Here is a 26153-nt window from a genome sequence, read left to right on the forward strand (position 1 = left end):
AGGGACGGAGACAGTCAAGACCCTTCGTCCTTCGCCAGTGCCTCGTGCACGGCGGACATGACCATCGCGCCCTCGCCGACGGCGGACGCGACGCGTTTGACCGAGCCGGCACGAACGTCACCGACGGCGAAGACCCCGGCCACGCTCGTCTGCAACGCGGCCCAGCACGGTGTGTCCTGTCTGCCGCCCGCCTGGGCCGCTCCGGCACCGACGCACACGAAGCCGTGGACGTCCATGGCGAGGCAGCCGCGTAGCCATCTCGTGTTGGGGACTGCGCCGAGCATCAGAAAGACACCGGTCGCGGGCCGGACCGTGCGTTCGCCGGTACGGCGGTCCACCCAGTGCACCCGCTCGAGACAGCGCGTTCCCTCCAGCTCGGCCAGTTCGGTGTGCGTGTGGACCGTGATGCGGTCGGTGGCCTGGATGCGTTCGCGGAGGTACTGCGACATGGAGGCGGCCAGTTCGTCGCGGCGTACCAGCATGTGCACGTGCCGGGCGTGCTGGGACAGGAAGACCGCGGCCTGGCCGGCGGAGTTCGCGCCACCGACCACGACGACGTCGGCGCCCGCGCAGAGCGCCGCTTCCAGGCTCGTCGCCGCGTAGTGCACACCGTGCTCCTCGAACCGGTCCAGTCCTGCCAGGTCGAGCCTGCGGTACTTGGCCCCCGTGGCGACCACGACCGTGCGTGAGCGGACCGAGCCGCCGCCCTCGATGCGAAGGGTGAACGGGCGGGTGCTGCATTCCAGGCGTTCCACGGTGCAGGGCAGCGCGATGCGGGCGCCGAACTTCCGCGCCTGTACCTCGGCTCGCGACGCGAGGCTCTGGCCGCTGAGACCGAGCGGGAAGCCGAGATAGTTCTCGATCATGGAAGATGTCCCGGCCTGGCCCCCCGGCGCGTCGGCCTCGATCACGATGGTGCGCAGGCCCTCGGAGGCCGCGTAGACGGCCGTGGCCAGTCCGGCGGGGCCCGCGCCCACGACAGCCACGTCGAAGACCTCGTCGAAGTCCAGCGCGCCGACGATCCCGAGCAGATCGGCCAGTCGGCGGGTGTCAGGGGTCTCCGCGAACTCGCCCTGCCCGTAGAGCACGACCGGCAGCGCGACGGACTCGTCCAGCCCGCGTGCGGCGAGTTCCGTGCGTCCCTCCGGGCGCCTCGTGTCGATGAGGGTGAAGGGCTGGCCGTTGCGGCGCAGGAAGGTGATGATGCCCAGCATCCGGCCCTCGCCCGGATCACCGGCCACGGCGAGGTTCCCGAATCCCTGCTCGATGTAGCTGCGCCGCCGCAGGATGAAGGCCTTCAGTACCGTGCGGGCGATCTCGGGTTCCTCCGCGAGCAGGATCCTGAGTTGCACGGGCGTGAGCCGGACGACGCGTGTACCGCCGCGCGCGACCGCTCGCACGAGTGACTTCTGTCCGTTGAGCAGGGTCAGTTCGCCCGTGAACTGGTGGCGTCCGTACGTCACTATGCGGCGGTACCGCATCGGGTCGTCGTGGGATTCGTCGTACAGGTCGATGTGCCCGTCCAGTATCAGGTAGCAGTCGAACCCCCGGTCGCCGTTGGCGTAGAGAACCTGTCCCTCCGACAGGGTCGCCCGCGATCCGTAGCCGCCCATGCGGTCGGCCTGCGCCGGGGAGAGGCGGGGATAGGCGTGGTCTTCCCCCTCCCCCGGAGACTGCGGCCCCGCACCGCGGGCGAGGTCTCGGTCGTCGGTCACCGGGCCGGCCGGTGCAGTGCCAGGTCGGCCTGGCCGAACCGGGAGGACACGAGGTTGGCCTGGTGCCAGTGCGGATAGATGAGGGCGGGCGCGCTCACCCTGTCGAGGCGGTCCACGTCCTCCTGGGTCAGGCTCAGCTCGGCCGCTCCGAGGTTGTCCGCCAGCTGTTCGTCCTTGCGGGCGCCGACGATGACGGCGGCGACCGAGGGTCTGGTCAGCAGGTATGCCAGCGCCGCCTGGGCCGGGGAGGCTCCGTGGCCGGAGGCCACCTCGACGAGAACGTCGATGGTGTCGTAGAGCTTGTCCTCGTCACGGACGGGGGGCTCGGACCACTCGGTGAGATGCCTGCCGTTCTCGGGCCGACGGTCGCGCCGGTACTTGCCGCTCAGCAGCCCGCCCGCGAGAGGGCTCCACACCAGGATCCCCAGCCCTTGGTCCACGGAGAGCGGAACGAGTTCGTATTCGGCGTCCCTGGACTCCAGCGAGTAGTAGATCTGGTTGCTGACGAACCGCTGGTATCCGTGCGCGTCGGCGACACAGAGCGCTTTCATCAACTGCCAGCCCGAGAAGTTCGAGACCCCCAGATACCTGACCTTTCCGGCGGCGACCAGGCCGTCGAGCGTCTGCATGGTCTCTTCGAGGGGAGTCAGACCGTCCCACTGGTGCACGTGGTAGATGTCCAGGTGGTCGGTGCCCAGGCGACGCAGACTGGCCTCGATCTGGTTCAGGATGTGCCGGCGCGACAGACCCTCGTCATTGGGGCCGTCCCCCATGGGAAGGCGGACCTTGGACGACAGGACGACCCGGTCCCGCCGGCCGTTCAGGGCCTTCCCGAGGATCTCCTCGGCTGCTCCCGAGGAGTACATGTTCGCGGTGTCGATCAGATTCACGCCGGCGTCGAGGCACATGTCGACCTGGCGACGGGCACCTGCCACGTCGGTGTCGCCCACCTGGCCGAAGACGTCCTTGCCGCCGAAGGTCATCGTCCCGAGGGCGATCGTGGAGACCAGCAGGCCCGAATCGCCCAGCTGTCGGTATTCCATGGTCGTTCTCCTCCCGTGAATTCCACGGTCGTTCCGTTCCCGTGGCGGATCTGCACGCTTTCCGGCGAATGCCGCCGCCGGTCAGGTCAGGGCCGTGCGCAGGGCTTCCAGTCCGTCGCCGTAGATCCCGGAGAAGAGGGCGACCACCTCGTCCTCCGTGGCATCGGTGGGGACGAACCGGCCCGACCACTGGACCTCGCTGGCCGCAGGGTCGGAGGTGACGGTGTGGACGCGCAGAGTGGAGAGGTAGTCGGTGACGGGGAAGGGCGCCTCGACGATCGCGTAACTGTACTGACGCTCCTCGTCGTTGAAGGCCACCAGGCGTTCGACGATGGTCTCCCCTTCCGGGTTGCCGAGCGTTCTGCGGCGGCCTCCGTCCTCCAGGTTGCTGGAGGTGATGCTGGGAAGCCAGTCGGGCAGCGAACCGAAGCCCCCGACCAACCGCCACACGCGGTCAGCGGGAGCGGGCATGGTCCGGCTCACCGATACGGATGCCATCGTTGCCTCCGAGTGCGTCGAAGATGTCTTTTCCCGGGCAATGCCGTTTCCCAGAGCATCGGACCGGCCTCAGATGCCGTCCGGCAGGGGTGCCTGCGGGCTCACCAGCCGGGCCTCGCGAAGTTCACGCCAGAACTGGTCCGGGACCTTCTCGTGCAGCGCCGCGAGGTCCTCGGCGATACGGCCGGGTTTCGTCGCCCCCGGAATGACCGCGGCGGTCACCGGGTGGGCCAGGGAGAACTGCAGGGCGGCGGCTTTGAGGGTGACGCCGTTGCGGTCGGCGATCTCCTTGATCCGCTGCACCTTCTCGATGATCTCCGGGGGTGCGTCCGCGTATTCGAAGCGGGCTCCGCCGGCCAGGATCCCGGAGCTGTAGGGGCCGCCGACCACCATGCCGACTCCCTGGTCCTGCGCCATGGGCAGCAGCCGCTGGATCGCGTGTTCATGGTCGAGGAGGGTGTACCGGCCGGCCAGCAGGAATCCGTCGGGTTTCGGCTCGTCGAGAGCGAGGGTCAGTTCGATGGGTTCCGTCCGGTTGACGCCAAGGCCCCAGGCCTTGACGACCCCCTCGTCCCGCAGCCTGGTCAGTACCCGGAACGCTCCGGTCCTGGCCTCCTCGAGTTTGCCGAGCCAGTCGTCGCCGTGGAAGTCCTGCGCCACGTCGTGCACCCACACGATGTCGAGCCGGTCCACGCCCAGCCGCTGCAGACTTCCCTCGATCGAGCGTTCCGTGGCGTCGGCGGTCCACTCGTGAAGGATCCTGTTCGGCCGTCCCGCCTCGAACAGGCTTCCCTTCTCCCCCAGTTCGCGGCTCCCGGACTCGACCTCGTCGAGGATCACCCGGCCCACCTTGGTGGACAGCACGAACTCGTCCCGGTTCTTGCGGGACAGCAATCCGCCCAGCCGGATCTCCGCGAGGCCGGCGCCGTACAGCGGCGCGGTGTCGTAGTAGCGGATGCCCTTGTCCCATGCCGCGTCCAGGGTCGACGTTGCCTCCTCCTCCGGGACGGCGCGGAACATGTTGCCCAGGGGGGCCGTACCGAAGCCGATACGGTCGGGCAGGATCGCCTTCAGGTCCATGATCATTCCCATCCGCGGGTGGGAAGAGACGGGTCGGCCGCGCTCCGGGACGTGCAGGCCGTCGAAGGGACGGGCCGCCGTCTTCGCTGCCGGCGACACATCTGGGCCCGAGGCCGGGGAACCGATCCTTTCCACCCGCTCTGTGGTTTCGTCGGCTTCGCTCCGCCTGCGCCAGGGGCACTGGTCCGCCGACCGGCTGTCCGGCGTCATCCGTCACAGCGGTGTCGACCATGCAGCCGCCCGTTCTTCCGGGACGGACGGTGAATTCAGGGATAGATGGTGGGAACCAGGCCTCCGTCGACGCTCAGTGCCGCGCCCGTGGTCGCCGCCGCCTGGTCCGAGGCGAGATAGGTGATCAGGCCGGCCACCTCCTCCGGGCGGATCAGACGTCCCAACAGGGAGTTCGCGGCCCGCCCGTCGGCGACGAACCTGCGTTCCTGTTCGGCGGCGTCGAGACCGGGATAGAGGTCGTCCCACATGGTGAGCACACCCGCGCTCAGAGTGGGCCCGGGCAGCACGCAGTTGACGGTCACACCGCTGCCGGCCACCTCCTGGGCCATACCCCGGGACACCGCAAGCTGTGCCGTCTTGGTCATGCCATAGTGGACCATGTTCGTGGGCGTCTGAATGCCGGCCTCGCTGCTGACGAAGATCACCCGGCCCCAGCCGCGACGCGCCATCCGAGGCGCGTAATGGCGTGCCAGGCGGACCCCTGAGAGCACGTTGACCTGGAAGCAGCGCAGCCATTCCTCGTCCGTTATGTCGAACACCGGCTGCACGGTGAACATGCCGGTGTTGTTGACCAGGACGTCGACGTCGGCAACCTGCTCGATCACGGCCTCGGCCCCCGCCACGGTGCCCACGTCCGCCGTGACGCCGGTCCCGCCCAGCCGCCCGGCGGTCTCGGCGACGCTCTCAACTGTCCGGCCGTTGACCACGATCTCGGCACCCGCCGCGGCGAGCGCCCCAGCGGTCGCCTCCCCTATGCCCGCGGTGGACCCGGTGACCAGGGCGGTACGTCCGCTGAGATCGATGTTCATCTCCCGATCACCCCTGACGAATCCACCGACCTCCAGTCTCGCCCCGACGCACCGTGCTCGCATCTGCTACCGGGCATCCGCTCCTGCGCGGTGCGGCCCAGCGATCGGTGGGACAGGGAGCGCGGGGCCGCGCTGCACCGCTACCGACTACCTGGCGGGGCGGTTCGGGGCTGCGGTCGGTCCGTCGCATCCTCCTCGTGCTTGTTGACGCACTCGGCCAGGCACCGGGTTTAAGGAGGGAGCGAACTCGCCGTGGCAGAGCGGTACGACGCCGAGAAGCGCCGGCACCACCCACACGCCGTGGCGTGGTGACTCCGCGTAGAGCGTGACGCCGCGGCGGAGGCTGACGACGGCATCGCCCCAATTCCGTGTGAACTCGTGGTCTGCGGCCAGGCTCACCCCGCGGCTTGCGCAACCGCCTCGTTCACCGGCGTGCTCCCGCCTGTGAGTTCCAGCGTCCGTCGCGCCGTACCCGGCGTGTGGAGCAGGCCGACAAGCACGGCCGCTACATCGTCGCGCGTGACGTCCGCGCGCCCGGTGGACTCAGCGAGCGTCACAAGGCCGGTGCCTGGATCGTTGGTGAGTCGGCCTGGCCGCAGGATGGTCCAGTCGAGTCCGGACCGCGCCCTGATGTCAGCGTCGGCGGCGCCCTTGGCTCTCAGATAGGCCGCAAATCCGGGGTCGGTACCCTCCGATGGTTCTTGGTCTACGCGCATGGCGGACACCATCACGAAGCGTCGCACCCCTGCTGCCTCGGCCGCATCCGCGAACATGACGGCGGCTCCGCGGTCGACCGTGTCCTTGCGGGCGAACTGGCTTCCTGCCCCGGCTCCGGCCGCGAAGACGACCGCGCTCGCGGCTTTCAGATGCCCCGCGACCTCACCGACCGTCGCCGATTCCAGGTCGCACACGACGGGCGCGGCGCCGGCCGCCTGCAGATCGCTCGCCTGCTCCGGCCTGCGGATGATCCCTGCGACTTGCTCACCTCGGGCGGCGAGCAACCTCTCAAGCCGAAGGGCGACCTGCCCGTGACCGCCGGCAATGACAACACGCATAACAGACATCGTAGGCTCCGCAACCGCCCGCCGCCTGCCGAGCCCGGCTCCTCGATTCGACCACGGGCTACGTGCGACGACGGGCGTTATGGGCACTGCGAGTTCACCCAACGGCCGGGCGCGCCCCGCCTTGCCGGTCGTCGCCGGGCGCCGACGGGAGTCTCCAGACAAAGGAGCCTCGCACACTGCTACAAGGGGAGGGGTACGAACTTTTCGGTACGGGAAATCGTTATGCGAAGACGGGTATTTTCAACCGGCCACGGACGACCTCTCGGCTTGACCACTCCGATTTCGTGGCTAGGCTTACCTGATATCCGGCGGGCCCTTGACTTCTGCAATCCGTGCCGAAAGCCTCCTCGTTCCGGTTCGTGTCGCCGACCGGACAGGAGGAAGCCGCGGCGAGACAGACGGCAGCTTACGCGCCCCTCTGCTTTGGATCGCCGAACAGGAGTTGTTCACTTCGTACGCCGAGGAAGTGGTGAGCCCATGGCTTTCACCAAACGACCTGTAGCCAGAAGAGCGACACTTGCACTCGGAGCGGTGGTCATCTCCGCGCTGGCCGTTTCGCCGTCTTCCGCCACCGGCGAGCTGGGCAGGACTCCGTCGGGCCCGAAGCCGACGGTGGTCCTCGTTCACGGGGCATTCGCCGACGGGTCGAGCTGGAACGCGGTGGTACAGCGTCTGCAGCACGACGGTTACCAGGTCATCGCGCCGCCCAACACGCTGCGCGGCATACCCCAGGACTCGACCTACCTCAACAGCCTCCTGAAGACCATCAAGGGGCCGATCGTCCTCGTCGGACACTCCTACGCCGGCGAAGTCATCTCACAGGCGGCTGCTGGCCTCGACAACGTCAAGGCGCTCGTCTACATCAACGCGATCATGCCGGACAAGGGTGAGTCCTTCTCCAGCCTCTCCGGCAAGTTCCCTCCGGCGCCGCTCACCTCGGCGTTGAAGCAGGTGCCTTTCCGCAACGGCGACGGCACCACGGGAACGGACGTCTACATCCGGCCCGAAAAGCTTCACGCGACCTTCGCCCAAGACCTCTCCCAGCAGCAGGCCTCCGTCTTGGCATCGACACAGCGCCCGATTGCGCAGTCGGCCTTCACCGACAAGCTCACCGCAGCGGCCTGGCGGGACAAGCCCGTCTACGTGCTCGTCGGAAAGCAGGACCGGGCCATCAACCCCAGCCTCGAAAGATACGAGGCCAAACGAGCACACGCACGCAAGACGGTCGAGATCGACTCCTCGCACGTCTCCCTTGTATCCCACCCTCAAGCCGTCACGGACCTCATCCTCAGCGCGGCCCACGACTCCGGCCGGCAATAACGGGGACAGCCCTGAAACAGCGTTCGCGGAATGGCGGTGTCGGTGAGTTCGCCAACGGCAGGGACCGGGAAATTGCTGAGGTACTCGATCGAGGTCGGCTGGCCAGCTTGCTGAGCTATTGGGCGGTCACCGTGATCTCGGCGAGCGCCCACCAGCCGTACGAGGAAGGGCAACTCGGCGGCATGTGGGCAGCGATCTCAACAATCTTCGTGGTCCGCGAATGCAAGAAGAAGAGTGCGAAAGCTGCGGTCGCCCGCATGTCCGCGACGCTGGTCAGCTTCGCGCTCTGCCTTGTCTACCTGTTGTTCCTGCCCCTGCACGCATGGGGGCTGGCCCTGCTGGCGGGATTGAGCGTCTTGGTTCCCGGGCTGCTCGGGCGGCCCGGCGACGAGGTGACCGCAGCCATCACTACCACCGTCGTCATGGTCGTCGATGGACTCAACCCGCACGGGGCTTGGAAACAGCCACTGCTGCGCCTCGGTGACACGGCCGTCGGCGTGGCAGCGGGCATCCTCACGGTGATCGTCGTGAATCAGACAGGCAAGTGGACAGGCAGAGGCCGCGGAAGCCGAACTCGCTGACGAGTTGGTGCGTGATAGCGGGTGGGTCGGGTTTGGCCCGGTCGCAGGGGTGTTGCAAAGTCCTGTGATTTCGCGGATGCGCTGATCAGGCGATGCCCAGGAGGTCGAGCGGGCGGGTGAAGGGCTCGTAGGACGCATGGCGGAGGCCCGCGGCGATGTCGCGGTACCCGGCGGCGCGAAGAGCGTTGATCGCCAGGTTGCGCAGGGTTGCCATGTTCTCCGGGCCGTGACCGGTGCGGATCTTCGAGGCGTCCTCGGCGAATGTCGTGTCGCGGAAGAAGCGGAGCCTGTTCTCGATGGTCCACTGTGACCTGGCGAGTCGGCCGACCCGCTGGGGTGAGGTTTGTTGCGAGGCCAGGTCCGTGATCGCGTAGAGGGTCTGGCGGCTGACGGCGCCGATCTCGCGGTCGTAGCGGCGGGCAGTGGCATCCTTCCACGGCAATGCCCGTAGCCTGCTGTGCAGTTCGAGATGGTTGGCCTTGAGTAGCAGGTAGTGGGCCTTCTTCTCCTCCCCCGGGAAGCGGACGTGGCCGCACTGGGTGTGCAGGGCGTCTGCCGTGACCGTGACCCCGGCCAGGTCGTAGGGCGCCAGCAGGGCGGCGAAGCAGGTGATCTCGTTGGTCCTGCCGGGTACTCGCAGTTGGGTGACGGTCCGGCCGTCACCGGTCATCGCGGCGAGCGGGTGGGCGGCGGGTGAGGTGCCGTGCCGGGAGCCGCGGGCCGCCTTGCCGTCCACGGCGATCGAGTCCGATCCGGCGGGATCGGCGCAGGTGAGATCGGCCAGTCCGCCCCGGCAGACCAGGCCGATGACCCGACGTGGCGGCATTCGGTGCGACCCGCACGCCCAGTGTGCCCACGACCCGCGCGCCCAGCCGGGCCAGAGCGCGTTGCGGAGCGTTCGCCGACCACTGGCCGATGGCCGCGTACGAGCGCGCCGGCGACTGCCGCAGCGGCGGCGACCAGCAATACCGCCACGAATGGCTGACGCACTCCCCGCCGCCGACGCGGGTCCGGCAACAGCCGCAACCGCTCCACCAGCGACAACCCCGCCACGCCCTCCAGAACTGGCGACTTGATCAGTCACACGGTGGCAGACTGGGGGTACATCGAAGCTCCCCTGGTTCAGGGCGACTTGGGAAGGTCACCCGGCTCAACCGGAGCTTCGATGCGTTCGTGACGGGCCGGACCGACCACCCCTCACGCCGCCGTGACCAGCGGGCTCATGCGCCGACGGGAACTTTGACGTGATAGTCATACCGCCGTGGGATTCCTCAGACCGAGTGCCGCATCGATCGCACTGGCGCTCCAGACGCTCGGAGGCACCCTGGTCAACGCGGGCGCCGCGGCCTTCGACGTCCTTGGCTGCACCCGCCCTTGGGAGGAGCAGCCGTCCTGCACCGCGGCCGGCGCGGACCTTGGCTTGTGGCTCCTGCTCGGCGCGTTCACCCTCCACGTCGCACTGCTCTGGTTCCGCTACGATTGTGCACCGCGCCGCGGGGTCCGGGTGCTGATGGCGTGGGTGGTCCTCGTGCAGATCGCCGCGGTCCGGGCGATGCTGGATCCGGTGATGCAGCCGGTCGGCGCCGAGTGGGCCGAACTCGCGGCCATCCTGGCCGGTTGCGCCTACGTCACGGCCACCGCGATCCGGACGGCACTGCGGCCCGCTCCGGCGCCGACGGTGTGACCACCTCGACTGCGAGATCAGCCCGGCGCTGCGGCCCGGTGTCGGCCATCGCCCCGCTCGGCCGCCGCAGCGGGCACACACCCGTGACCAGGCCACGCGACCGCCGTCTCCACCCATGCCGGCGGCCTCGTGGCAGGCGTGGAGCCGTACCTGGTCGGCGGGCGTGCCGAGCGATCACTCGTCGTTGACCCAGCGCATGAGCCGTTGCAGCGGATAGAAGCCGTCGTGGGACAAGCCGGGCGGCATGCCCCCCGCCTGGCCCAGGGACACCACACGTTGCACCCCGGCGCAGGCGAGGGCGTCGCGCAGCTCCGGCTTGCGGGTGTCGGGGTAGACGCCGACGGTCTGGGTGGCGACTCCGGCGTGGGTGACGGCTTCGGACAGGTGGGCGACCGGGACGACGTCGACGATCTTTCCGTCCGGGTGGAAGTCCACCGGTTCCGGGGAGCGGATGACCAGGCCCCGTCCGTCGTACCCGCCCCACACCCGGTACTCGGGCGCGAGGGAGCGCAGGACGTCGATCTCCTCGCGCAGGTCCGTGGGGACCCTCGGGCCGGTCGCCGAGCTGAACTCCCGGGCGAGGCCCAGGCGTTCGCAGAGCAGGGCGGCGTACCGGTCGGCGTCGTCCACGGAGCCCTCGACGAACTGGAAGCGGCTGGCCACGCAAGCCTGCTGGTTGAAGAACGTGGCGTCGGAGGCGCCCGCGTCGGCGGCCTCGGCGAGCGTCCGCGGGGACGCGAAGGCCTCCTGTCCGATCAGTGAGATGGAGGTCTTCGGATCGAAGGAGACCAGTTCGAAGCCGGGACCGACGTAGCGAAGCGCCCCGCGGATCGTCGCCTCGCCGCCCCAGGCGACCAGCTTGTCGAAGAACTGTGGGCGGAACAGGACGCTCTCCACGGCGTCGTCGCCGCCGCGCCAGTAGACCGCGGAGAACGACCGGACCACGGGGTGGCCGGGGGCCACCCCGGCCATGGTGCGCAGGATGGCGGTCGCGGTGAAGAGGTCGTTCGAGGGAAGCTTCAGCAGGTTGACGCCCTTGGTGAGGGCGCCGCGGACGACGGACATCGCCGCGACGCCGGGGGCGTTCCCGGCGATGACGTGCACCAGACGGGGCGGGAACGCGCGCGTCGCCGCGACCCGGCCCCCCGGCAGCCGCACCTCGCGCCAGCCGTCGAGTACGTCCGCTCCGCCGAGTTCGTGATCGATCTGGGCGTACAGGCCGGGCCGGCCGAAGCTGCGCCAGAGCGCGGCATAGGCGCGTTCGAGCACCTCGCCGGGGAGCGGGCTGACCCGGACCATGCGGTCCAGGGCTTCGGCGAGGAGGCCGTCGCGGTCCGCCTTCAGGGCCTCGCCCGTTGCCACCAGCAGGTCCACGATCTCCGCTGTGGGCACGTGGAAGGCCGGTCCTGGTTCGGTGCGGGGCCACACGAGGCGGTCCAGGTCGAGCGCCGGTGCGGTGAAGGCGGCGCCGGGACGGCCGTGGGCGTTGTGCGGGCCGTGGTCGACCTCGCCGCGGACGACGTGCACGACGGCGGCCGGGGCGTCCGTCTCAGGTTCGGGTGCGCTGTGCGGTGTCGTGGCGGTCACGCGTGGATCATCCCCCGCACATAGGAGTCGAGCGTCGCCGCGCAGGTGATCTTGTCGTCGCCGCCGAGGTCGCCGTAGCGCCGGATGTCCGGCAGGACGGCCGGGCCAGGCCTGCCGCAGTCGCAGGGCGAGAAGTCGACGGAGACCCGGTCGCCGCTGATCAGTCCGCCCCACCGGCCTTCCAGTGAGATGTCCAGGAAGGCGAACCGGCCCTCGACGACGCCGTGTTCGGGGTTGAGCAGCTCTTCGCCCTCCTGGTCGAGGACAAGCGGTATCACCCAGGGCGGAACGTGGTAGTTGCCCTTCTCGCAGGCGAGGCAGGATCCCTGGAGCTCCGTCATGCCGTAGCTGCGCACCCGCCGCACGCCGTCGTAGAAGGCGGTGAACCGCTGCTGGTAGTCGTCCGGCAGCGCGCGGCCCTTGTTGCCGCCGCCGCTGAGCACCAGGGTGTCCGGGTGCAGGCTGCCGTCCGGGACGCCTCGGGCGCGCAGTGCCTGGATCAGCGCGAACTGCTGGTTGTTCATGCCGGCGATCAGCAGCGGTTCGTCCCGGTGCGCGGCGATGTCGTCGACGATCCGGGTGACGGCCGTGTCCAGTTCCTTCTGGCGGGACTCGGACTCGGTTTCGAAGGAGCTGATCTCCTGCGGGGTGGCGGTGCCTTCGGCCATCCGGCGGCGCAGCAGGGCGCTGCTCATCAGTTCGGACACCCGCAGCGGACCCTCGGTGAGCAGCTGTGTCTGTCCGGGGCGCGCGAAGACCTCCGCGTGCCACCGGAAGCCGTCGATGGAGCGCATCGGGCCGCTCGCCGGTGCGAGGAGGTAGCCGCGGCGGGTGGGTGTCGGCGGCAGGGGGTCGGGCCAGCAGGTGAGGTGCTCCAGAATGTCGTGCAGGAAACCGAGGTCGCTCGCGGAGCAGTTGAGGAAGGAGACCTTTCCCGAGGTGCCACTGGTGATGTACGGGCGGTGGCCGGCGGCCGTGATGCGTTCGGTCCACTCGTCGATGTCGCGCACGCCGGCCACGTCGACGTCGGCCGGTTCGAGAGCCGACACGGTCGTGTACCAGCGCAGCAGCCGGTCCCATCGGCCGGCGGTGATGAGGGAGACGGGGTACGACTTGTAGCTGGTGTGCGAGAAGAGGAGGGGGACGAGGTCGTCGAGGGCCGTGACCTCGCGGACGCCGGTCTCCTCCGCGCGGGTGCGCAGCAGCGGGATGCGCTCGCGGTGCGCGGCGAAGGCCTCCCGTGCGGCTTCGAGCTGCAACTCCCGGATGTCCTGGGCGGGTTGCTCGAACGTGTCGCCGGACAGAATCAGGGACCGGATCTGTTCGCGTGCGCTTGCCACAGCAGCCACCTCAATCAGTTGCATGAATGGTCTTCTGGGCGAGATACGACGACTCGATCGCGTCCAGGTTCGCCCGCAGGTCCTTCGGGGTGCCGGCCAGGGTGACGCGGCCGCGGTGCAGCACGTACACGCGGTCCGCGATGTCCAGCACCTTGTGCACGTGCTGTTCCACCAGCAGCGCGCCCAGGCCCCGGTCGGCGGCTTCACGGACCGCGCGCAGCAGGCGGTCGACGACGAGCGGGGCGAGGCCGAGCGACAGTTCGTCCGCGAGGAGCAGCCTGGGGCTTCGGCACAACGCGCGCGCCAGCGACAGCATCTGCTGCTCACCGCCCGACAGCATGCCGGCGCCGGTCCTCAGACGCTTTTCCAGCTCGGGGAAGAGTTCCAGGGCCTGCTCGGTCGGCACGCGGCCGACCCGTAGGTTGTCCGTGGTGTCGAGGCGGGTGAAGACGGCCCGCTCACCGACGTACGCCAGGCCCTGGCGGGCTCGGCGGTGCAGCGGTGCGCGGCCGCGCCCGCCCAGCCAGCGCACCTCGCCGCCCATCGGGGCCAGGTCGCCGGACAGCGCTCGGAGTGTGGTGGTCTTGCCCGCGCCGTTGGGCCCGAGAAGGGCGACGACCTCGCCGGGGCGGACCGCCATGTCGAGGTCGCGTACGACGGGTTGGCTGCCGTATCCGGCGGTCAGCGCACGGGCTTCGACCAGGGGCTCGGTGTCGTGCACGGACGTCCTCCCTGGGTCAGCCGGCCGTCGTGGCCGTCAGTACCTTGCGGACGTCGACGAAGGTCGATCCCGGCTTGGCCCACTCGATCTTCCCGTCGGTGATGGTCAGTTCGGTGGCGGTGGTGTTGTGGATGCGGTTCAGGCCCTTGATCGGCAGGGCGGTCGACGCCTTCCAGGTCAGAGGCGGGGTCAGGCCGCCGGTGCTGATGCCCTGTGTGGTGTTCAGCTCCTGCACCAGGGCCTTCGCCGAGATCGCCGACAGCTTCTTGACGGCCTCGGTGAAGACCTTGAACGCCACCCAGGTCGTCTCGTTGGCGCCGTTGGTGGTGTCGATGTCCTTGTTGCCTGCAGCGGCCTCGGTGAAGTCCTCCCACGCCTTGTCGGAGACCGGCGGGAAGTAGCCGGTGATCGCGGCGCCCTCCAGCGGGCTGCTGCTTCCGCCGGTGCTCGCGGCCAGTTGCGGGGTGAGGTTGCCGACGACGCTGCCGAGCCTGGTCTTCGCGCCCGACTGCATGTACGACGTCACGAACAGGTCCGAGTGCGTGCCCAGGATGACGCTGACGCAGTCGCTGCCCTTGGTTGCGGCGGCGACCTGCGGGGCGAGGTCGGTGGCGGTGACCGGCACCTTGAGGTCCTTGGGCGCGGCCCCTCCGGCGGAGGTGACGCCGAGAGTGAGGAACTGCGAGACGATGGCGGCGGCCGCGAGGTCGTACCGTACTCCGGAGATCTTCTTGCAGCCCTGCTCCACCAGCTGCCGCCCGTGTGCCGCGAACACGACCGGGGTGCCGCCGTTGACCGGGAACGACAGCGGGTTGGAGAATTCCGCGGCCGAGACTCCGGTGCCGCCGAGGTAGGGGATGCCGGCCTTCTGCAGGATGGGCATGTAGCGGTCGCCCGCGAGGCTGTAGGAGCCCACCACCGCGACCACCTTGTCGGCGACGGCCTGCTGGGCGCACTTCTCGGCCTCGTCGGGGTCGTTCTTCTCGTTGCAGGTGAGCACCTTCAGCGGGCCGCCCTTGATCCCGCCATGAGCGTTGACCCACTTCTCGTACGCCTGGGCGGTGAGCCGGACCCCGGGCTGTGCGCTGCCCTGGGTGTTCTCCGGCGCCCAGACCATCACCTTGACCGGCGTGCCCTTCAGCGAGGAGGTCTCGGCCGTGCTGTCGGATTCCTCTCCCCCGCAACCGGCGGCAAGCAGCGTTGCGGTGACCGCGAGACAGGTCGCTGCGGTCCGTCTGCGTCGGGGTGAGTCGTTCATGGTTCCTCCGCGGGGCTCGTCGTCGAGTTGGCGAACAGCATGGGGTGCATTTTGGGGTTAGTGAAGTACTCTCGGCACAATTATTTAAATAAATGTGCTGTCTGGCTGGCCTCTGGGAGGTTCCCCCGATGGACGACATCCTGCGTTTCGCCCTGCTCGGCCTGGGGCTCGGCGCGCTCTACGCCCTCACCGCGCACGGCATCGTGCTGGTCTACCGGGGCTCCGGTGTCCTGAACCTCGCGCACGGGGCGATGGGGATGGCCGGCGCGTACGTGCAGTGGGAGCTGGCCGCCAACCACGGCGTGCCGTACTGGCCGGCGACCGCGTGCGGGGTGCTCGCCTCCGCTGTGCTGGGCGTACTCACCCATCTGGTGGTGATGCGGCCGCTGCGCGGGGCGTCCTCCCTGGCCCGGCTGGTCGGCACGCTCGCGGTGTTCATCGTGCTCACCGCTGTCGCCGTCAGGCGCTACGGCGACAGCCTGCAGTTGGTGCCCGGCAGGCTGCCCACCCGGCTGCTGACCGTCGCCGGAGCCGCGGTCTCCGAGGACCGCGTCTGGCTGCTCGGCATCGCGGTCGCCGTCACCGGGCTCCTGCATCTCCTCTACCGGCGCACCCTGTTCGGCCTGGGCACCACCGCGGTCGCGGAGAACGAGCACGCCGCCGCCTCGCTCGGCTGGTCCCCGGACCTGATCGCCACCGGCAACTGGGCACTGGGCTCGGCACTCGCCGGGCTGACGGGCATCCTGATCGTCCCGGTCATCGGGCTGTCGGTGACCGGGCTGACCACGCTCCTGCTGAGCGCGCTGGCCGCCGCTCTGATCGGCAGGTTCTCGTCGTTCCCGGTCACCCTGGCGGGCGGCCTGGTCATCGGCGTCGTGCAGTGCGAACTCACCCGCTTCGGCACCGGCGTGACGGGGCTCGCCTCCTCGGTGCCCTTCCTCTTCATCGCCCTGGTGCTGGTCGCACGCGGACGGGCGCTGCCGCTGCGCGGCACGTTCGTGGACCGGCTGCCGGCCCTGGGCACCGGGCGGGTTCGCCCCGTACCGCTGGCTCTCGCCGTCGCGGTCGCACTGGTGCTGGTGGGCGTGTCCACGCCGCTGTGGGCCGACGCGATCACCAGCACCCTGGTGCTCTCGCTGATCCTGCTGTCGGTCATCGTGGTCACGGGGTACGCGGGACAGGTCTCGCTCGCTGCCTACGCCCTCGCCGGCACCGGCGCCTTCATCGCCGGACATGCAGCCGCCGACTGGGGCTGGCCCTTCGAACTCGCCCTGCTGGCAGGCGTGTTCGGAACGGTGCCGATCGGCCTGCTGTTCGCGCTTCCGGCGGTCCGCACCCGGGGCGTCAACCTGGCGATCATCACGCTCGGCCTCGGCACCACGCTGGAGGCGATGGTCTTCCAGAACACGGACCTGTCGACCACCCCTGGCAGCGACGGCATCGCGGTGGGCAGTCAGAGCCTCTTCGGCATCAGCATCTCCGGAGTCGATCACCCGCAGCGGTACGCCGCCCTGGTGCTCGTGCTGTTCGTCGCCGCCGCACTCGTCGTCGCCAACGTGCGGCGCGGCAGAACCGGCCGACGGCTCGTCGCCGTACGGGCGAACGAGCGGGCCGCCGCCGCCCTCGGCATCGACGTCCGTGCCGTCAAGCTCTACGCCTTCGGCCTGTCCGCGGCCATCGCGGCACTCGCCGGAGTGCTCACCGGCTTCCGCTCGACCTCGGTGGTCTTCTCCGACTTCGCCAGCTTCGACTCGATCACCGCGCTCGGTCTCGCCGTCATCGGCGGTGTCGGCTTCCTCGTGGGGCCGCTGTTCGGCGCCACGTTCGCCGCGGGCACGGTGGGGGCCCGGTTCGGGGACTGGCTGCTCCCGGGGCTGAGCGAGTGGATGCCGCTGATCGGCGGGGTGATCCTGGTGCTGACGCTGGTCGGGAACCAGGACGGCATCGGCAAGGAGGTCGGCAGGCAGGCGGCGGGCGTCCGGGACAGGCTGTTCCCGGAACACGGTGCCGTGGTGTCGCGAGCGACGGAGGAAGGAGACGTACCTGACGTCCCCCGCGCCGCACCGCTCCCCCTCCACGTCCGGGACCTGACCGTCCGCTACGGCGGTGTCGTCGCCGTCGACGGGCTCTCGCTGGACGTCGAGCCGGGCCGGGTCGTGGGTCTCATCGGGCCCAACGGCGCCGGCAAGACCTCCGCCATCGACGCCGTCACGGGCTTCACCCGGGCCGCCGGCGGCAGTGTGCGCCTCGGCGAGCGGGACGTGACCCGGGTGCCGGTGCACCGGCGGGCCTCGGCCGGACTGAGCCGGTCGTTCCAGTCGCTTGAGCTGTTCGAGGACATGACGGTGCTGGACAACCTGTACGCGGCCTGCGACCGGCCCGGCCGCTGGGCATACCTCACCGACCTCGTCCGACCCGGGAGTCGCCCACTGCCGGCGCACGTACTCGTCGCGGTACGGGAGTTCGGTCTCCAGGACCGTCTGGACCGTCCGGTGGGCGACCTGTCGTACGGCGAACGGCGGCTGCTCGCCATCGCGCGCGCGGTGGCGGCAGCGCCGTCCGTGCTGCTCCTGGACGAACCGGCGGCCGGGCTCTCGGAGGACGAGACGCGGGAACTGGCCCGTCTGGTGAAGCGGCTCGCCGAGGACTGGGGCATGGGCGTCCTGCTCGTCGAGCACGACGTCGACATGGTGATGAGCGTCTGCGACCAGGTGGTGGTGCTGGACTTCGGGCGCCGGATCTGCGCGGGTACGCCGGAGGAGGTCCGCCGCGATCCGGCGGTGCGGGCGGCCTATCTGGGCGACCTGGAGCCGGAGGCGCTCGCCTGAGGATGCCCTCGGGCAGCCGGAGGCGCTCCCGCGTGCGGGGCCCCTCCGGCTGCCCGTCGTGCCCCGGCTTCAGGCTTCTCGCAGATCGGCGACGTACGGCTGGTGGGACAGCAGTCCGCCGTCCACGCGCAGGGTGTGCCCGGTGATGAACACGGACTCGTCACTGGCGAGGAAGACGACGGCCGCGGCGACGTCCTCCGGCCGGCCGAGCCGCGGGGTGAGGTGATGGCGCAGCATCGCCTCCCGGATCGCGCCGTGGGCCGAACCGGCGCTCGCCGGAGTGACGATGAACCCCGGCGCGATGGCGTTGCAGCGCACACCCTGCTTGCCGTACTGGGTGGCGACGTACTGCGTGAGGTTGACGATGGCGGCCTTCGAGGCGCCGTACGCGGGATTGCGGAGGTCGCCCGCGAGGCCGGCGCCGGACGAGGTGTTGATGACGGAGCCGCCGCCGCGGGCGATCATGTGCGGGACGGCGGCCTGGATCGCGACCATCGTTCCGCGCAGGTTGACGCGCATCGTCTCGTCCCAGACCGCCGGGTCGGCCTCCACGACGGCCAGGTCCCGGCGGGCGGCCAGGTGGGTGGCCGCCGCGTTGTTGTGCAGGACGTCCAGCCCGCCGTACGTCTCGACCGCGGCGGCCACCATGGCCCGTACGCTGTCCACGTCACCGAGGTCGACCGCGACCGCCGTCGCGGAGCCGCCGCTGGCGCGGACCTCCTCCGTCACCGCCTTGGCGCCGTCCAGGTTCAGATCGGCGACCACCGTGTGCGCGCCCTCGGCCGCCACCCGACGTGCCGTGGCGGCGCCGATGCCCGACGCCGCCCCGGTCACGACGGCGATCTTGCCGTCGAGTCGTCCCATGCCCCGACCGCCTTTCCTAATCGGTGAGTTCGCTGCCGACGACGGACACGAAGGAGACGCATTCGCCGGGGCCGCCGCCGAGGTTGTGGGTGAGGGCGAGCGAGCGTCCCTCGGCCACGGACTTCACCGTCCGCTCCGGCGGTGCCTCGCCGCGCAGTTGGAGCCAGGCCTCGAACATCATGCGCAGGCCAGAGGCGCCGATGGGGTGGCCGAAGGCCTTGAGGCCGCCGTCCGGGTTGACCGGCAGCGGGCCGTCCAGGTCGAACGACCCGCTGGTGACGTCCTTCCAGGCCTGGCCGCGTTCGGAGAAGCCTAGGTCCTCCATCAGCACCAGTTCCGTGGGCGTGAAGCAGTCGTGCACCTCGGCGAGCGCGAGTTCGGCGCGCGGGTCGGTGATGCCGGCCTGCCGGTAGGCCTCCTCGGCGCAGGCGACGACCTCGGGGAAGGTGGTGAAGTCGTACTCCGGGTCGAGGAGTCCGTCCGCCGGGCCGGCGACGAAGGACAGTGCCTTCACGAAGATCGGTCTGTCCGTGTACCGGTGGGCGTCCTCGGCGCGTACGACGATCGCGGCCGCCGAACCGTCCGAGACGCCCGAGCAGTCGAACACGCCGAGCATGCCCGCGACGATCGGGGCCGACCGGATGCGTGCCAGCGGCACCTCCTTGCGGAACTGGGCACGGGGGTTGCGGGCGCCGTTGACGTGGTTCTTCCAGGCGATGCGGGTGATGACGTCCTTCAGCTCCGCTTCCGCGAGGCCGTACTTGGCGGCGTAGGCGGGGGCGAGGAGGGAGAAGTTGGCGGGAGCGGTGATCTCGCCGCGGCTGTCGTCGCCCGCGCCGGGGACGGCGGTGCCGGACAGCCCGGACATGCCGGAGTCCTTGAGCTTCTCCACGCCGACCGCCATCGCCACGTCGTAGGCGCCCGAGGCGACGGCGTAACAGGCGTTGCGCAGGGCCTCGGAGCCGGTCGCGCACATGTTCTCGACGCGGGTGACCGGCTTGTTGGGCAGGCGGAGCGTGCGGCTCAGGGTCAGTCCGGAGACGCCGGAGGCCTGGGTGCCGAACCAGAACGCGTCGATGTCGTCGAGCGTGATGCCGGCCGAGGTCACCGCCTCGCCGACGGCGTCCACCAGCAGATCGTCCGCCGAGCGGGTCCAGTGCTCGCCGAAGGGCGTGCAGCCCATGCCGACGATCGCGACCCGGTCCCGGATTCCGTGCGAGCTCATCCCTGTGTCTCCTCGGTCTCGCCCGTGCGCACCGGCCGGGCCTTCCAGAAGTAGTTGTGGATGCCGGACGCGGTGACCGTGCGCCGGAAGGTCATCTCGACCCGGGCGCCGATGACGGCGTCGGCCTCGGTCGCGTCGGTCAGCTGGCAGCGGAACCGGCCGCCGCCGTCGTAGTCGACGACCACGACGAGCATCGGCGGGCTCGGTGTGTACGCCAGCCGGTCCACGGTGAACGTCGCCACCGTGCCGCGTACGGCGTCCATCGGCTCGTCGGTCATGGCGTCGACGGCGTGGCACGAGCGGCACACCCGGTCGGGCGGCAGGTGCCGGGTGCCGCACTTCTCGCAGCGGGCGGCGACGAAGCCGTACTTCCAGCCGGTGCGGCGGTGCGCGGGCGGGGCGTAGGGCGGTTCCGGGTCCGGCCTGCGGGGCGGCTCGCGGTCGAGCAGACCGCGCCAGGAGAGGTAGGCGGCGTAGGGAATCGGTGGGCTGCCCGCGGCGATCTGGGCGGCGACCGGGCGGGGACTGCGGTGCGCGGGAAGGGCCTCGGTGGTGCGCAGCAGGAGGACGCCGGCACCGTCGCCGAGCACGACGAGGGCGATCAGCTCCCCGGGGCGTGCCCGGTCGAGGACGTCGGCGAGGAGGAGGCCGGGCTGGGCGGTGCCGGCGTTGCCGATCGTGCCGGCGAGGTCGGCGGTGACCGCCTCGGGCCGCACACCCGCCGTGCGCCGGACGGTCGCGCACGCGCGCGCGTGCAGGCCGCTGACGACGAGGTGGTCGATCGCGTCCCGGTCCAGACCGGCGTGGTCGAGGGCCGCGGTCAGCGCCTTGTCGGCGAGGGACACGTAGATCTCCTCGGCGAACCGCTCCTCCCAGACCCGGGAGGCGGGGGCGCCGGGCAGCCGCCAGCGGTCGAGGATCTCGTCGCTGACGGTGTCGTGGGCGAGCAGTTCGGCGAGCACGGGGGTGCCGTTGCGGTGCCCGCCGAAGACGAACGCCGCGGCCCCGTCGCCGCCCGCGCTCTCGTCCGTGCCGCCGGGCAGGCCGGTGCGCAGGTCGGAGAGGACGGCGAGGGTGGGGACCGGGGAGCGGGCGGCGGTGACCAGCGCGCCGAGCCCGGAGCGCACGGAGCCGGCCATGTCGGCGGCGAGGACGTGCGGGTCCAGGCCGAGGGCCGCGTGCACGGCGGTGGCGTTCGACTTGTCGAGGTACGCCGGCGCGGCGGTGGCCAGGAAGAGCTGGCTGATGCGGGGGCGTAGATCGCCGCAGGCCAGGGCCGTGCGGGCAGCCTCCACGGCCATGGACGTGGTGTCCTCGTCATAGCCCGCGACGGTGCGCGTGCCCCTGGCGGCGGGTGTACCGAGGGCGGCGGCGACATCCGTCCGGGCCAGGCGGTGGTACGGCACATGCGCGCCGTAGGCGATCAGTCCGGCCATGTCAACGTCCTCCGTGGGCTGTGTGTTCGAAGACCGCGGCGAGGCCCTGGCCGCCGCCGAGGCACATGGTCTCCAGGCCGTAGCGGGCCTGACGGCGGTCCAGTTCGCGCAGCAGGGTGGCGAGGATGCGGCCGCCGGTGGCTCCGACCGGGTGGCCGAGCGAGATGCCGGAGCCGTTGACGTTGAACCGCTCGAAGTCGGCCTCGGTCAGGGCCCATTCACGGGTGCAGGCCAGCACCTGGGCGGCGAAGGCCTCGTTGAGTTCGATCAGGTCGATGTCGGCGAGTTTCAGGCCCGCGCGGTCCAGGGCCCTGGCCGTGGCGGGCACGGGCCCGATGCCCATCGTCCGGGGCGGCACGCCGACGACGGCCCAGGAGACCAGGCGGGCCAGCGGGCGCAGCCCGAGTTCGGCGGCGCGGTCCGGGTGGGTCACGACGCAGAGGGCGGCACCGTCGTTCTGTCCGCTGGCGTTGCCCGCCGTGACGGTGGCCTCGGAATCCTGCCGTCCGAGCACCGGACGCAGCCGGGCGAGCTTCTCCAACGAGGAGTCGGGGCGCGGGTGTTCGTCGGTGTCGACGACGCTCTCGCCCTTCCTGGTCCGTACGGTGACGGGCACGATCTCGTCGGCGAACCGGCCCTCGCGCTGGGCGGCGACGGCCTTCTCGTGCGAGCGCAGGGCGAGTTCGTCCTGTTCCTCGCGGGAGATGGCGTACGCGCGGCGCAGGTTCTCCGCCGTCTCCAGCATGCCGCCGGGCACGGGGTGGTTGACGCCGCCGGACGTGACCCGGCCACGGGCCAGCCGGTCGTGCAGCGTGGTGCCCGCGCCGCGGACCCCCCAGCGCACGTCGGTGGTGTAGAACTCGGCCTGGCTCATCGACTCGGTGCCGCCGGCCAGGACGAGGTCGCTCGCGCCGGTCTGCACCTGCATCGCCGCGGTAATGACCGCCTGGAGTCCGGAGCCGCAGCGGCGGTCGATCTGCAAACCCGGTACCTCGACCGGGAGCCCGGCGTCCAGGGCGGCGACGCGGCCGATGGCGGGGGCCTCGCCGTTGGGGTAGCACTGGCCGAGGAGCACGTCGTCGACTGCCGTGGGCGGGATCCCGGTGCGCTCCAGGACGGCCCGTACGACGGTGGCCGCGAGGTGGGTCGCGGTCACCTCGCGGAAGACTCCCCCGTAGCCCCCGACCGGGGTTCGTACCGGTTCGCAGATCACCGCGTCACGCATCCGTCATGCCTTTCATCAGCGGGTACGGGGGGACGGCCGCTCACATGTACCGGCCGCCGGTCACCTCGACCACGGCTCCGGTGACGTAGCTCGCCAGGTCGGAGGCGAGGAAGAGGACGGCCTGGGCGACCTCCGCGGGTTCGCCCGCGCGGCCGAGCGGGATCTCGGCGAGCTTGGCGTCCCAGGCGGCCGGGGGCATCGCCTCGGTCATGGCGGTGCGGATCAGGCCGGGCTGGACGGCGTTGACCCGGATGCTCGCCTTCGCGAGTTCCTTGGCGGAGGCCTTGGTGAGGCCGACCAGTCCGGCCTTGGCGGCGCTGTAGTTGGTCTGCCCGAAGTTGCCGACCTTGCCGGCGATGGAGGAGATGTTGACGATGCTGCCGCCCCGGCCGTGCGCGCGCATCGCCTCGGCGGCGTACCGGGTGCCGTTCCATGCGCCGGTGAGGTGGACGTCGACGACGGCGCGGAAGTCGGTGAGGGACATCTTGCGCAGGGTGGCGTCCCGGGTGATCCCGGCGTTGTTGACCATGACGCCGACCGGGCCGAAGGTGTCGGCGCAGTGGGCCACGAGGGCGGCGACCTCGTCCTCGTCGGTGACGTCGCAGCGCACCGAGGTGGCGGCCACGCCGTTCTTCGCGAGGCGGCCGGCGGCCTCGGCCGCGGCGGCCCCGTCGATGTCGCCGAGGACGACGCGCGCCCCTTCGGCACCGAGGACGCCGGCGATCTCGAAACCGATGCCCTGTGCGCCGCCGGTGATCACGGCGTTCCGGCCGTCCAGCAGTCCCATGTCCGCCCGCCTCCGACCACTCGACACCATTCCTCTTAAATAGATAACCTATTATGCTGAAACAATCAATACAGCGATCAGCTGTGCGGGCAGGACCGGACGAGGAGCGGAACACAGGTGGACATCAGCTATCCCCCCGAGACCGAGACGTTTCGCGCCGAGGTCAGGGCGTTCCTCACCGGGACGCTGCCGCCGGGCTGGAAGGGCATCGGCGCCCTGGACGAGGAGGCCGCCTGGGCCTTCGCACGGGACTGGCGCCGCCGGCTCGTCGAGCGCGGCTACCTCTCCCTCACCTGGCCCGAGCGGTACGGCGGCCGGGGCCTGTCCAAGCTCCACCAGGTCGTGCTGATGGAGGAACTCGCCCTGGCCGGTGTGCCGTTCGGGCTGCCGCAGGACACCTTCGGCGTGAAGATGCTGGCGAACACGCTGCTGCGCTGGGGCACCGAGGAGCAGAAGAGCCGGTTCCTCCCCCGCATCCTCAGCGGCGAGGACACCTGGTGCCAGGGGTACTCGGAGCCGGACGCGGGATCCGACCTGGCCTCGCTGAAGACCCGGGCGGTGCGGGACGGCGGGGAGTGGGCGATCGACGGCCAGAAGGTGTGGACCTCCGGCGCCCACCACAGCGACTGGATCTTCGTCCTGGCCCGCACGAACCCGGACGCCCCCAGGCACCGCGGCATCTCCTTCCTCCTCGTGCCGCTCGGCCAACCCGGGGTCGAGGTGAGGCCGTTCCGCATGATGAGCGGGCAGCTGCACTTCAACGAGGTCTTCTTCGACGGCGCCCGCACCCGCGGCGATCTGGTCGTCGGCGGCGTGGACAACGGCTGGGCGGTCGCCCAGAGCCTGCTGGGCGTGGAACGCGGGGAGGAGGCGGCGACCAACCCGATCCTGTTCCGGGCCGAGGTGGAGCGCCTCGTGGAGCTCGCGCGGCTGTACGGCAAGGACCGGGATCCGGTTGTCCGGCAGCGGATCGCCTGGTGCTGGTCCAAGGTGGAGATCATGCGCTGCCTCGGCTACCGGATTCTCACCGGCTGGCTCAAGGGCGCCGAGCCCGGTCCCGAGTCGTCGATCGCCAAGCTGTACTGGAGCGAGTACCACACCGAGGTCACCGACCTGGCGATGGACATCATGGGCCTGCACGGCCAGGTACCCCTCGGCCGACCGCCGCTGCGCACCTACCGCACGGACGACCCCGGTGCCGCCAACACCTCGGGGTCCTGGTCGACGACGTACCTGATCGCCCGCTCCGGCACGATCTACGCGGGGACGTCCCAGGTGCAGCGGAACATCCTCGCGGAGAAGGTGCTGGGTCTGCCGCGCGAGCCCCGGCTCACGCGTCCGTAGCCCCCTGGAAGTGGCCGAGTTCCGGGACCGGGCGCGGGCCGGGGCCCGGGACCCAGCCCGCGTCGAGCTTGCGCAGGCCGACGCCGTCCGGCGCCCAGATGTGGCAGCTGTTCAGCACCCGGGCGGTGGCGCGCGGGTCGTGGGACGCCGGGCCGGCCGCGCGGTTGCGGGCCGAGATGGCCGACTGGACGACGGCCGGGCCGAGCGCGCGGGACAGTTCGTACAGGTGGGTGCACCCGGACACTCCCCGGAACCGGTCCTGGACGGCCCGGTTGTAGCCGGCGGCGACGCCGAGCCCCACCAGCTGGTCGAAGGCCGGCGTGATCAGCGGGCACTCTGCGTGCGGAAAGTCCTTCATGCCCGCCTCGGCCGCCACGATCACCATGTCCGCGAGGCGCACCCGCACGGCCAGCACCATGCGGTGGACGACCCCGCCCGGCGGCTGCTCCCAGGGGCGTTCGTCACGCAGTTCCGCCTCGACCGAGATCTCGCCGCCGTCCTCCTGGTAGGCGGTCACGGTGATCGTGCGACGGTGCAGCGGGAGTTCGGCGTGTGTCATGACGAGGTCTCCTCCAGCTCCGGCAGATCCCCCTCCGGCACCGAAACGCCCTCTCCCAGCGCCGGGAAGACCGGCGGGCGGCGCTCGATGAAGCTGAGCACGCCCTCGCGGTAGTCCGGGGCGCGTTTCGCCGTGGCCAGCAGGCCGGCGGCGTGGTCGCGGCTCTCGGTGAAGGTTCTCGCCTGGTCGTCGGCGAGCTGCCGCTTGATCAGGGACATCGCGTACGGGCTGGCCGAGCGGGCCAGTTCGCCCGCGTAGGCGAGGGCCTGCGGGAGGAGGTCGTCCGGCTCGGCGAGGCGGTTGACGAGGCCCATCGAGAGGGCCTCCGTCCCGGTGAGGCGGCGCGAGGACAACAGCAGGTCGGCGGCGTTGCCGTAGCCGACCAGCCGGGGCAGGATCCAGGACACGCCGTCCTCGGCCACCAGCCCGCGCGCGCTGAAGGCGGCGGCGAACCTGGCGTGCGGCACGGCGAACCGGACGTCGCACATCAGGGCCTGGTTGAACCCGATGCCCGCGCAGGCGCCGTTGACGGCCGCCACGACGGGCTTCGGAAAGGACATGGGGCGGGTGCGCGGGGGCAGTTGGCCGGTGGGCCACGGCCGGGCGCCGGACGAGGCCCCGTCCAGGACGCTCATGTCCATCCCGGGGCAGAAGCTGCGCCCGGCGCCGGTGAGCACCATCGCCCGCACCCGTGGGTCCGCCTCCGCCCGGTCGAACAGCTCGTTGTAGAGCAGCTCCATCTCCAGCGTCCAGGCGTTGTGCCGTTCCGGCCGGTTCAGGGTGAGGAGCATGACACCGTCGTCGGTGAGCTCGGTGAGGATCACCGGGGTCGAATTCTCGGTCATCGAGGTCACTCCCGCGGGCCGGTCGGCTGATTTATAGATAGATGAATCATCTATATACCCACCGCAGCCAGGACGCCAGACCGGATCCCGACGAGAGAAGATCAACCGC

23 protein-coding genes are annotated in these 26153 nt (G+C 70.6%); 5 read left to right on the top strand and 18 right to left on the bottom strand.

The window, feature by feature from the left end:
• Positions 1 to 14: 14 nt before the first annotated feature.
• The 6 genes from ACIQVL_RS47480 to ACIQVL_RS47505 all read right to left on the bottom strand — a co-directional run bounded on the left by ACIQVL_RS47480 (position 15) and on the right by ACIQVL_RS47505 (position 6431).
• Entirely contained in the window at positions 15 to 1715 is a 1701-nt protein-coding gene (locus tag ACIQVL_RS47480; RefSeq protein ID WP_403478723.1) for an FAD-dependent oxidoreductase, read from the bottom strand.
• Positions 1712 to 2758, bottom strand: a complete 1047-nt coding sequence (locus ACIQVL_RS47485; RefSeq protein ID WP_403444275.1) for an aldo/keto reductase — start codon at positions 2756 to 2758, stop codon at positions 1712 to 1714. The genes ACIQVL_RS47480 and ACIQVL_RS47485 overlap by 4 nt, the downstream gene beginning before the upstream one ends.
• Positions 2759 to 2839: 81 nt before the next feature.
• Positions 2840 to 3256, bottom strand: a complete 417-nt coding sequence (locus ACIQVL_RS47490) for an SRPBCC family protein (protein WP_403478724.1) — start codon at positions 3254 to 3256, stop codon at positions 2840 to 2842.
• 69 nt (positions 3257 to 3325) lie between these two features.
• A complete protein-coding gene (locus tag ACIQVL_RS47495; protein ID WP_403478725.1) occupies positions 3326 to 4336 on the bottom strand; it encodes an aldo/keto reductase in 1011 nt (336 codons plus the stop codon).
• A gap of 266 nt (positions 4337 to 4602) precedes the next feature.
• On the bottom strand, positions 4603 to 5376 hold the full coding sequence (locus ACIQVL_RS47500; RefSeq protein ID WP_403478726.1) for an SDR family NAD(P)-dependent oxidoreductase: 774 nt from the start codon (positions 5374 to 5376) through the stop codon (positions 4603 to 4605).
• Positions 5377 to 5771: 395 nt separating this feature from the next.
• Positions 5772 to 6431 carry an SDR family oxidoreductase gene (locus ACIQVL_RS47505; protein WP_403478727.1) on the bottom strand — a complete coding sequence of 220 codons (660 nt, stop codon included), beginning with the start codon at positions 6429 to 6431 and terminating at the stop codon, positions 5772 to 5774.
• Positions 6432 to 6917: 486 nt separating this feature from the next.
• On the opposite strand from ACIQVL_RS47505, the gene ACIQVL_RS47510 reads away from it, so the two are divergent.
• Positions 6918 to 7760, top strand: coding sequence for an alpha/beta fold hydrolase (locus tag ACIQVL_RS47510; protein WP_403478728.1), 843 nt, complete (start codon positions 6918 to 6920; stop codon positions 7758 to 7760).
• Between the two features lie 107 nt (positions 7761 to 7867).
• Positions 7868 to 8341, top strand: a complete 474-nt coding sequence (locus ACIQVL_RS47515; protein WP_403478729.1) for an FUSC family protein — start codon at positions 7868 to 7870, stop codon at positions 8339 to 8341.
• 85 nt (positions 8342 to 8426) lie between these two features.
• On the opposite strand, the gene ACIQVL_RS47520 is transcribed toward ACIQVL_RS47515, so the two are convergent.
• On the bottom strand, positions 8427 to 9167 hold the full coding sequence (locus ACIQVL_RS47520) for a transposase (protein WP_403478730.1): 741 nt from the start codon (positions 9165 to 9167) through the stop codon (positions 8427 to 8429).
• Positions 9168 to 9602: 435 nt separating this feature from the next.
• On the opposite strand from ACIQVL_RS47520, the gene ACIQVL_RS47525 reads away from it, so the two are divergent.
• Positions 9603 to 10025 (top strand): hypothetical protein, encoded by a 423-nt coding sequence (locus ACIQVL_RS47525; RefSeq protein WP_403478731.1) that lies wholly within the window; start codon positions 9603 to 9605, stop codon positions 10023 to 10025.
• 174 nt (positions 10026 to 10199) lie between these two features.
• Here ACIQVL_RS47525 and ACIQVL_RS47530 read toward each other — a convergent pair whose 3' ends face one another.
• From ACIQVL_RS47530 to ACIQVL_RS47545, 4 genes are read right to left on the bottom strand one after another with little or no spacing between them, the layout of a single operon-like run.
• The gene (locus ACIQVL_RS47530; protein WP_403478732.1) at positions 10200 to 11612 is read right to left on the bottom strand and encodes an acyl-CoA reductase; all 1413 of its coding nucleotides are present in this window, start codon (positions 11610 to 11612) and stop codon (positions 10200 to 10202) included.
• A complete protein-coding gene (locus ACIQVL_RS47535; protein ID WP_403444252.1) occupies positions 11609 to 12952 on the bottom strand; it encodes a hypothetical protein in 1344 nt (447 codons plus the stop codon). Before ACIQVL_RS47535 ends, ACIQVL_RS47530 begins: the two co-directional genes overlap by 4 nt.
• A gap of 10 nt (positions 12953 to 12962) precedes the next feature.
• Complete coding sequence (locus ACIQVL_RS47540; RefSeq protein WP_403478733.1) at positions 12963 to 13673, bottom strand: ABC transporter ATP-binding protein; 711 nt, start codon at positions 13671 to 13673, stop codon at positions 12963 to 12965.
• A gap of 16 nt (positions 13674 to 13689) precedes the next feature.
• Positions 13690 to 14931 carry an ABC transporter substrate-binding protein gene (locus tag ACIQVL_RS47545; RefSeq protein ID WP_403444248.1) on the bottom strand — a complete coding sequence of 414 codons (1242 nt, stop codon included), beginning with the start codon at positions 14929 to 14931 and terminating at the stop codon, positions 13690 to 13692.
• Positions 14932 to 15059: 128 nt separating this feature from the next.
• Between ACIQVL_RS47545 and ACIQVL_RS47550 the strand changes: the two genes are divergently transcribed.
• Positions 15060 to 17759 carry an ATP-binding cassette domain-containing protein gene (locus ACIQVL_RS47550; protein ID WP_403478734.1) on the top strand — a complete coding sequence of 900 codons (2700 nt, stop codon included), beginning with the start codon at positions 15060 to 15062 and terminating at the stop codon, positions 17757 to 17759.
• A gap of 69 nt (positions 17760 to 17828) precedes the next feature.
• On the opposite strand, the gene ACIQVL_RS47555 is transcribed toward ACIQVL_RS47550, so the two are convergent.
• Genes ACIQVL_RS47555 through fabG form a run of 5 tightly spaced genes read right to left on the bottom strand, consistent with a single transcriptional unit; the run spans position 17829 to position 23296 of the window.
• Entirely contained in the window at positions 17829 to 18623 is a 795-nt protein-coding gene (locus tag ACIQVL_RS47555; protein WP_403478735.1) for an SDR family NAD(P)-dependent oxidoreductase, read from the bottom strand.
• A gap of 16 nt (positions 18624 to 18639) precedes the next feature.
• Complete coding sequence (locus ACIQVL_RS47560) at positions 18640 to 19848, bottom strand: acetyl-CoA acetyltransferase (RefSeq protein WP_403478736.1); 1209 nt, start codon at positions 19846 to 19848, stop codon at positions 18640 to 18642.
• A complete protein-coding gene (locus ACIQVL_RS47565; RefSeq protein WP_403478737.1) occupies positions 19845 to 21284 on the bottom strand; it encodes an OB-fold domain-containing protein in 1440 nt (479 codons plus the stop codon). Before ACIQVL_RS47565 ends, ACIQVL_RS47560 begins: the two co-directional genes overlap by 4 nt.
• Before the next feature lies 1 nt (position 21285).
• A complete protein-coding gene (locus tag ACIQVL_RS47570; RefSeq protein WP_403478738.1) occupies positions 21286 to 22509 on the bottom strand; it encodes an acetyl-CoA C-acetyltransferase in 1224 nt (407 codons plus the stop codon).
• Between the two features lie 40 nt (positions 22510 to 22549).
• Entirely contained in the window at positions 22550 to 23296 is a 747-nt protein-coding gene (gene fabG, locus ACIQVL_RS47575; RefSeq protein WP_403478739.1) for a 3-oxoacyl-ACP reductase FabG, read from the bottom strand.
• A gap of 117 nt (positions 23297 to 23413) precedes the next feature.
• Here fabG and ACIQVL_RS47580 point away from each other — a divergent pair, with 117 nt between their 5' ends.
• Positions 23414 to 24640: an acyl-CoA dehydrogenase family protein gene (locus ACIQVL_RS47580; RefSeq protein WP_403478740.1), complete on the top strand. Its 1227-nt coding sequence runs from the start codon at positions 23414 to 23416 to the stop codon at positions 24638 to 24640.
• On the opposite strand, the gene ACIQVL_RS47585 is transcribed toward ACIQVL_RS47580, so the two are convergent.
• Together ACIQVL_RS47585 and ACIQVL_RS47590 are read right to left on the bottom strand one after the other, a co-directional pair.
• Positions 24627 to 25199: a DUF2889 domain-containing protein gene (locus tag ACIQVL_RS47585; protein WP_403478741.1), complete on the bottom strand. Its 573-nt coding sequence runs from the start codon at positions 25197 to 25199 to the stop codon at positions 24627 to 24629. The genes ACIQVL_RS47580 and ACIQVL_RS47585 overlap by 14 nt on opposite strands.
• On the bottom strand, positions 25196 to 26044 hold the full coding sequence (locus ACIQVL_RS47590; protein WP_403444225.1) for an enoyl-CoA hydratase-related protein: 849 nt from the start codon (positions 26042 to 26044) through the stop codon (positions 25196 to 25198). The genes ACIQVL_RS47585 and ACIQVL_RS47590 overlap by 4 nt, the downstream gene beginning before the upstream one ends.
• Positions 26045 to 26153: the final 109 nt, after the last annotated feature.

The sequence above is a fragment of the Streptomyces sp. NPDC090499 genome, assembly GCF_044769305.1.
Classification (GTDB): domain Bacteria; phylum Actinomycetota; class Actinomycetes; order Streptomycetales; family Streptomycetaceae; genus Streptomyces.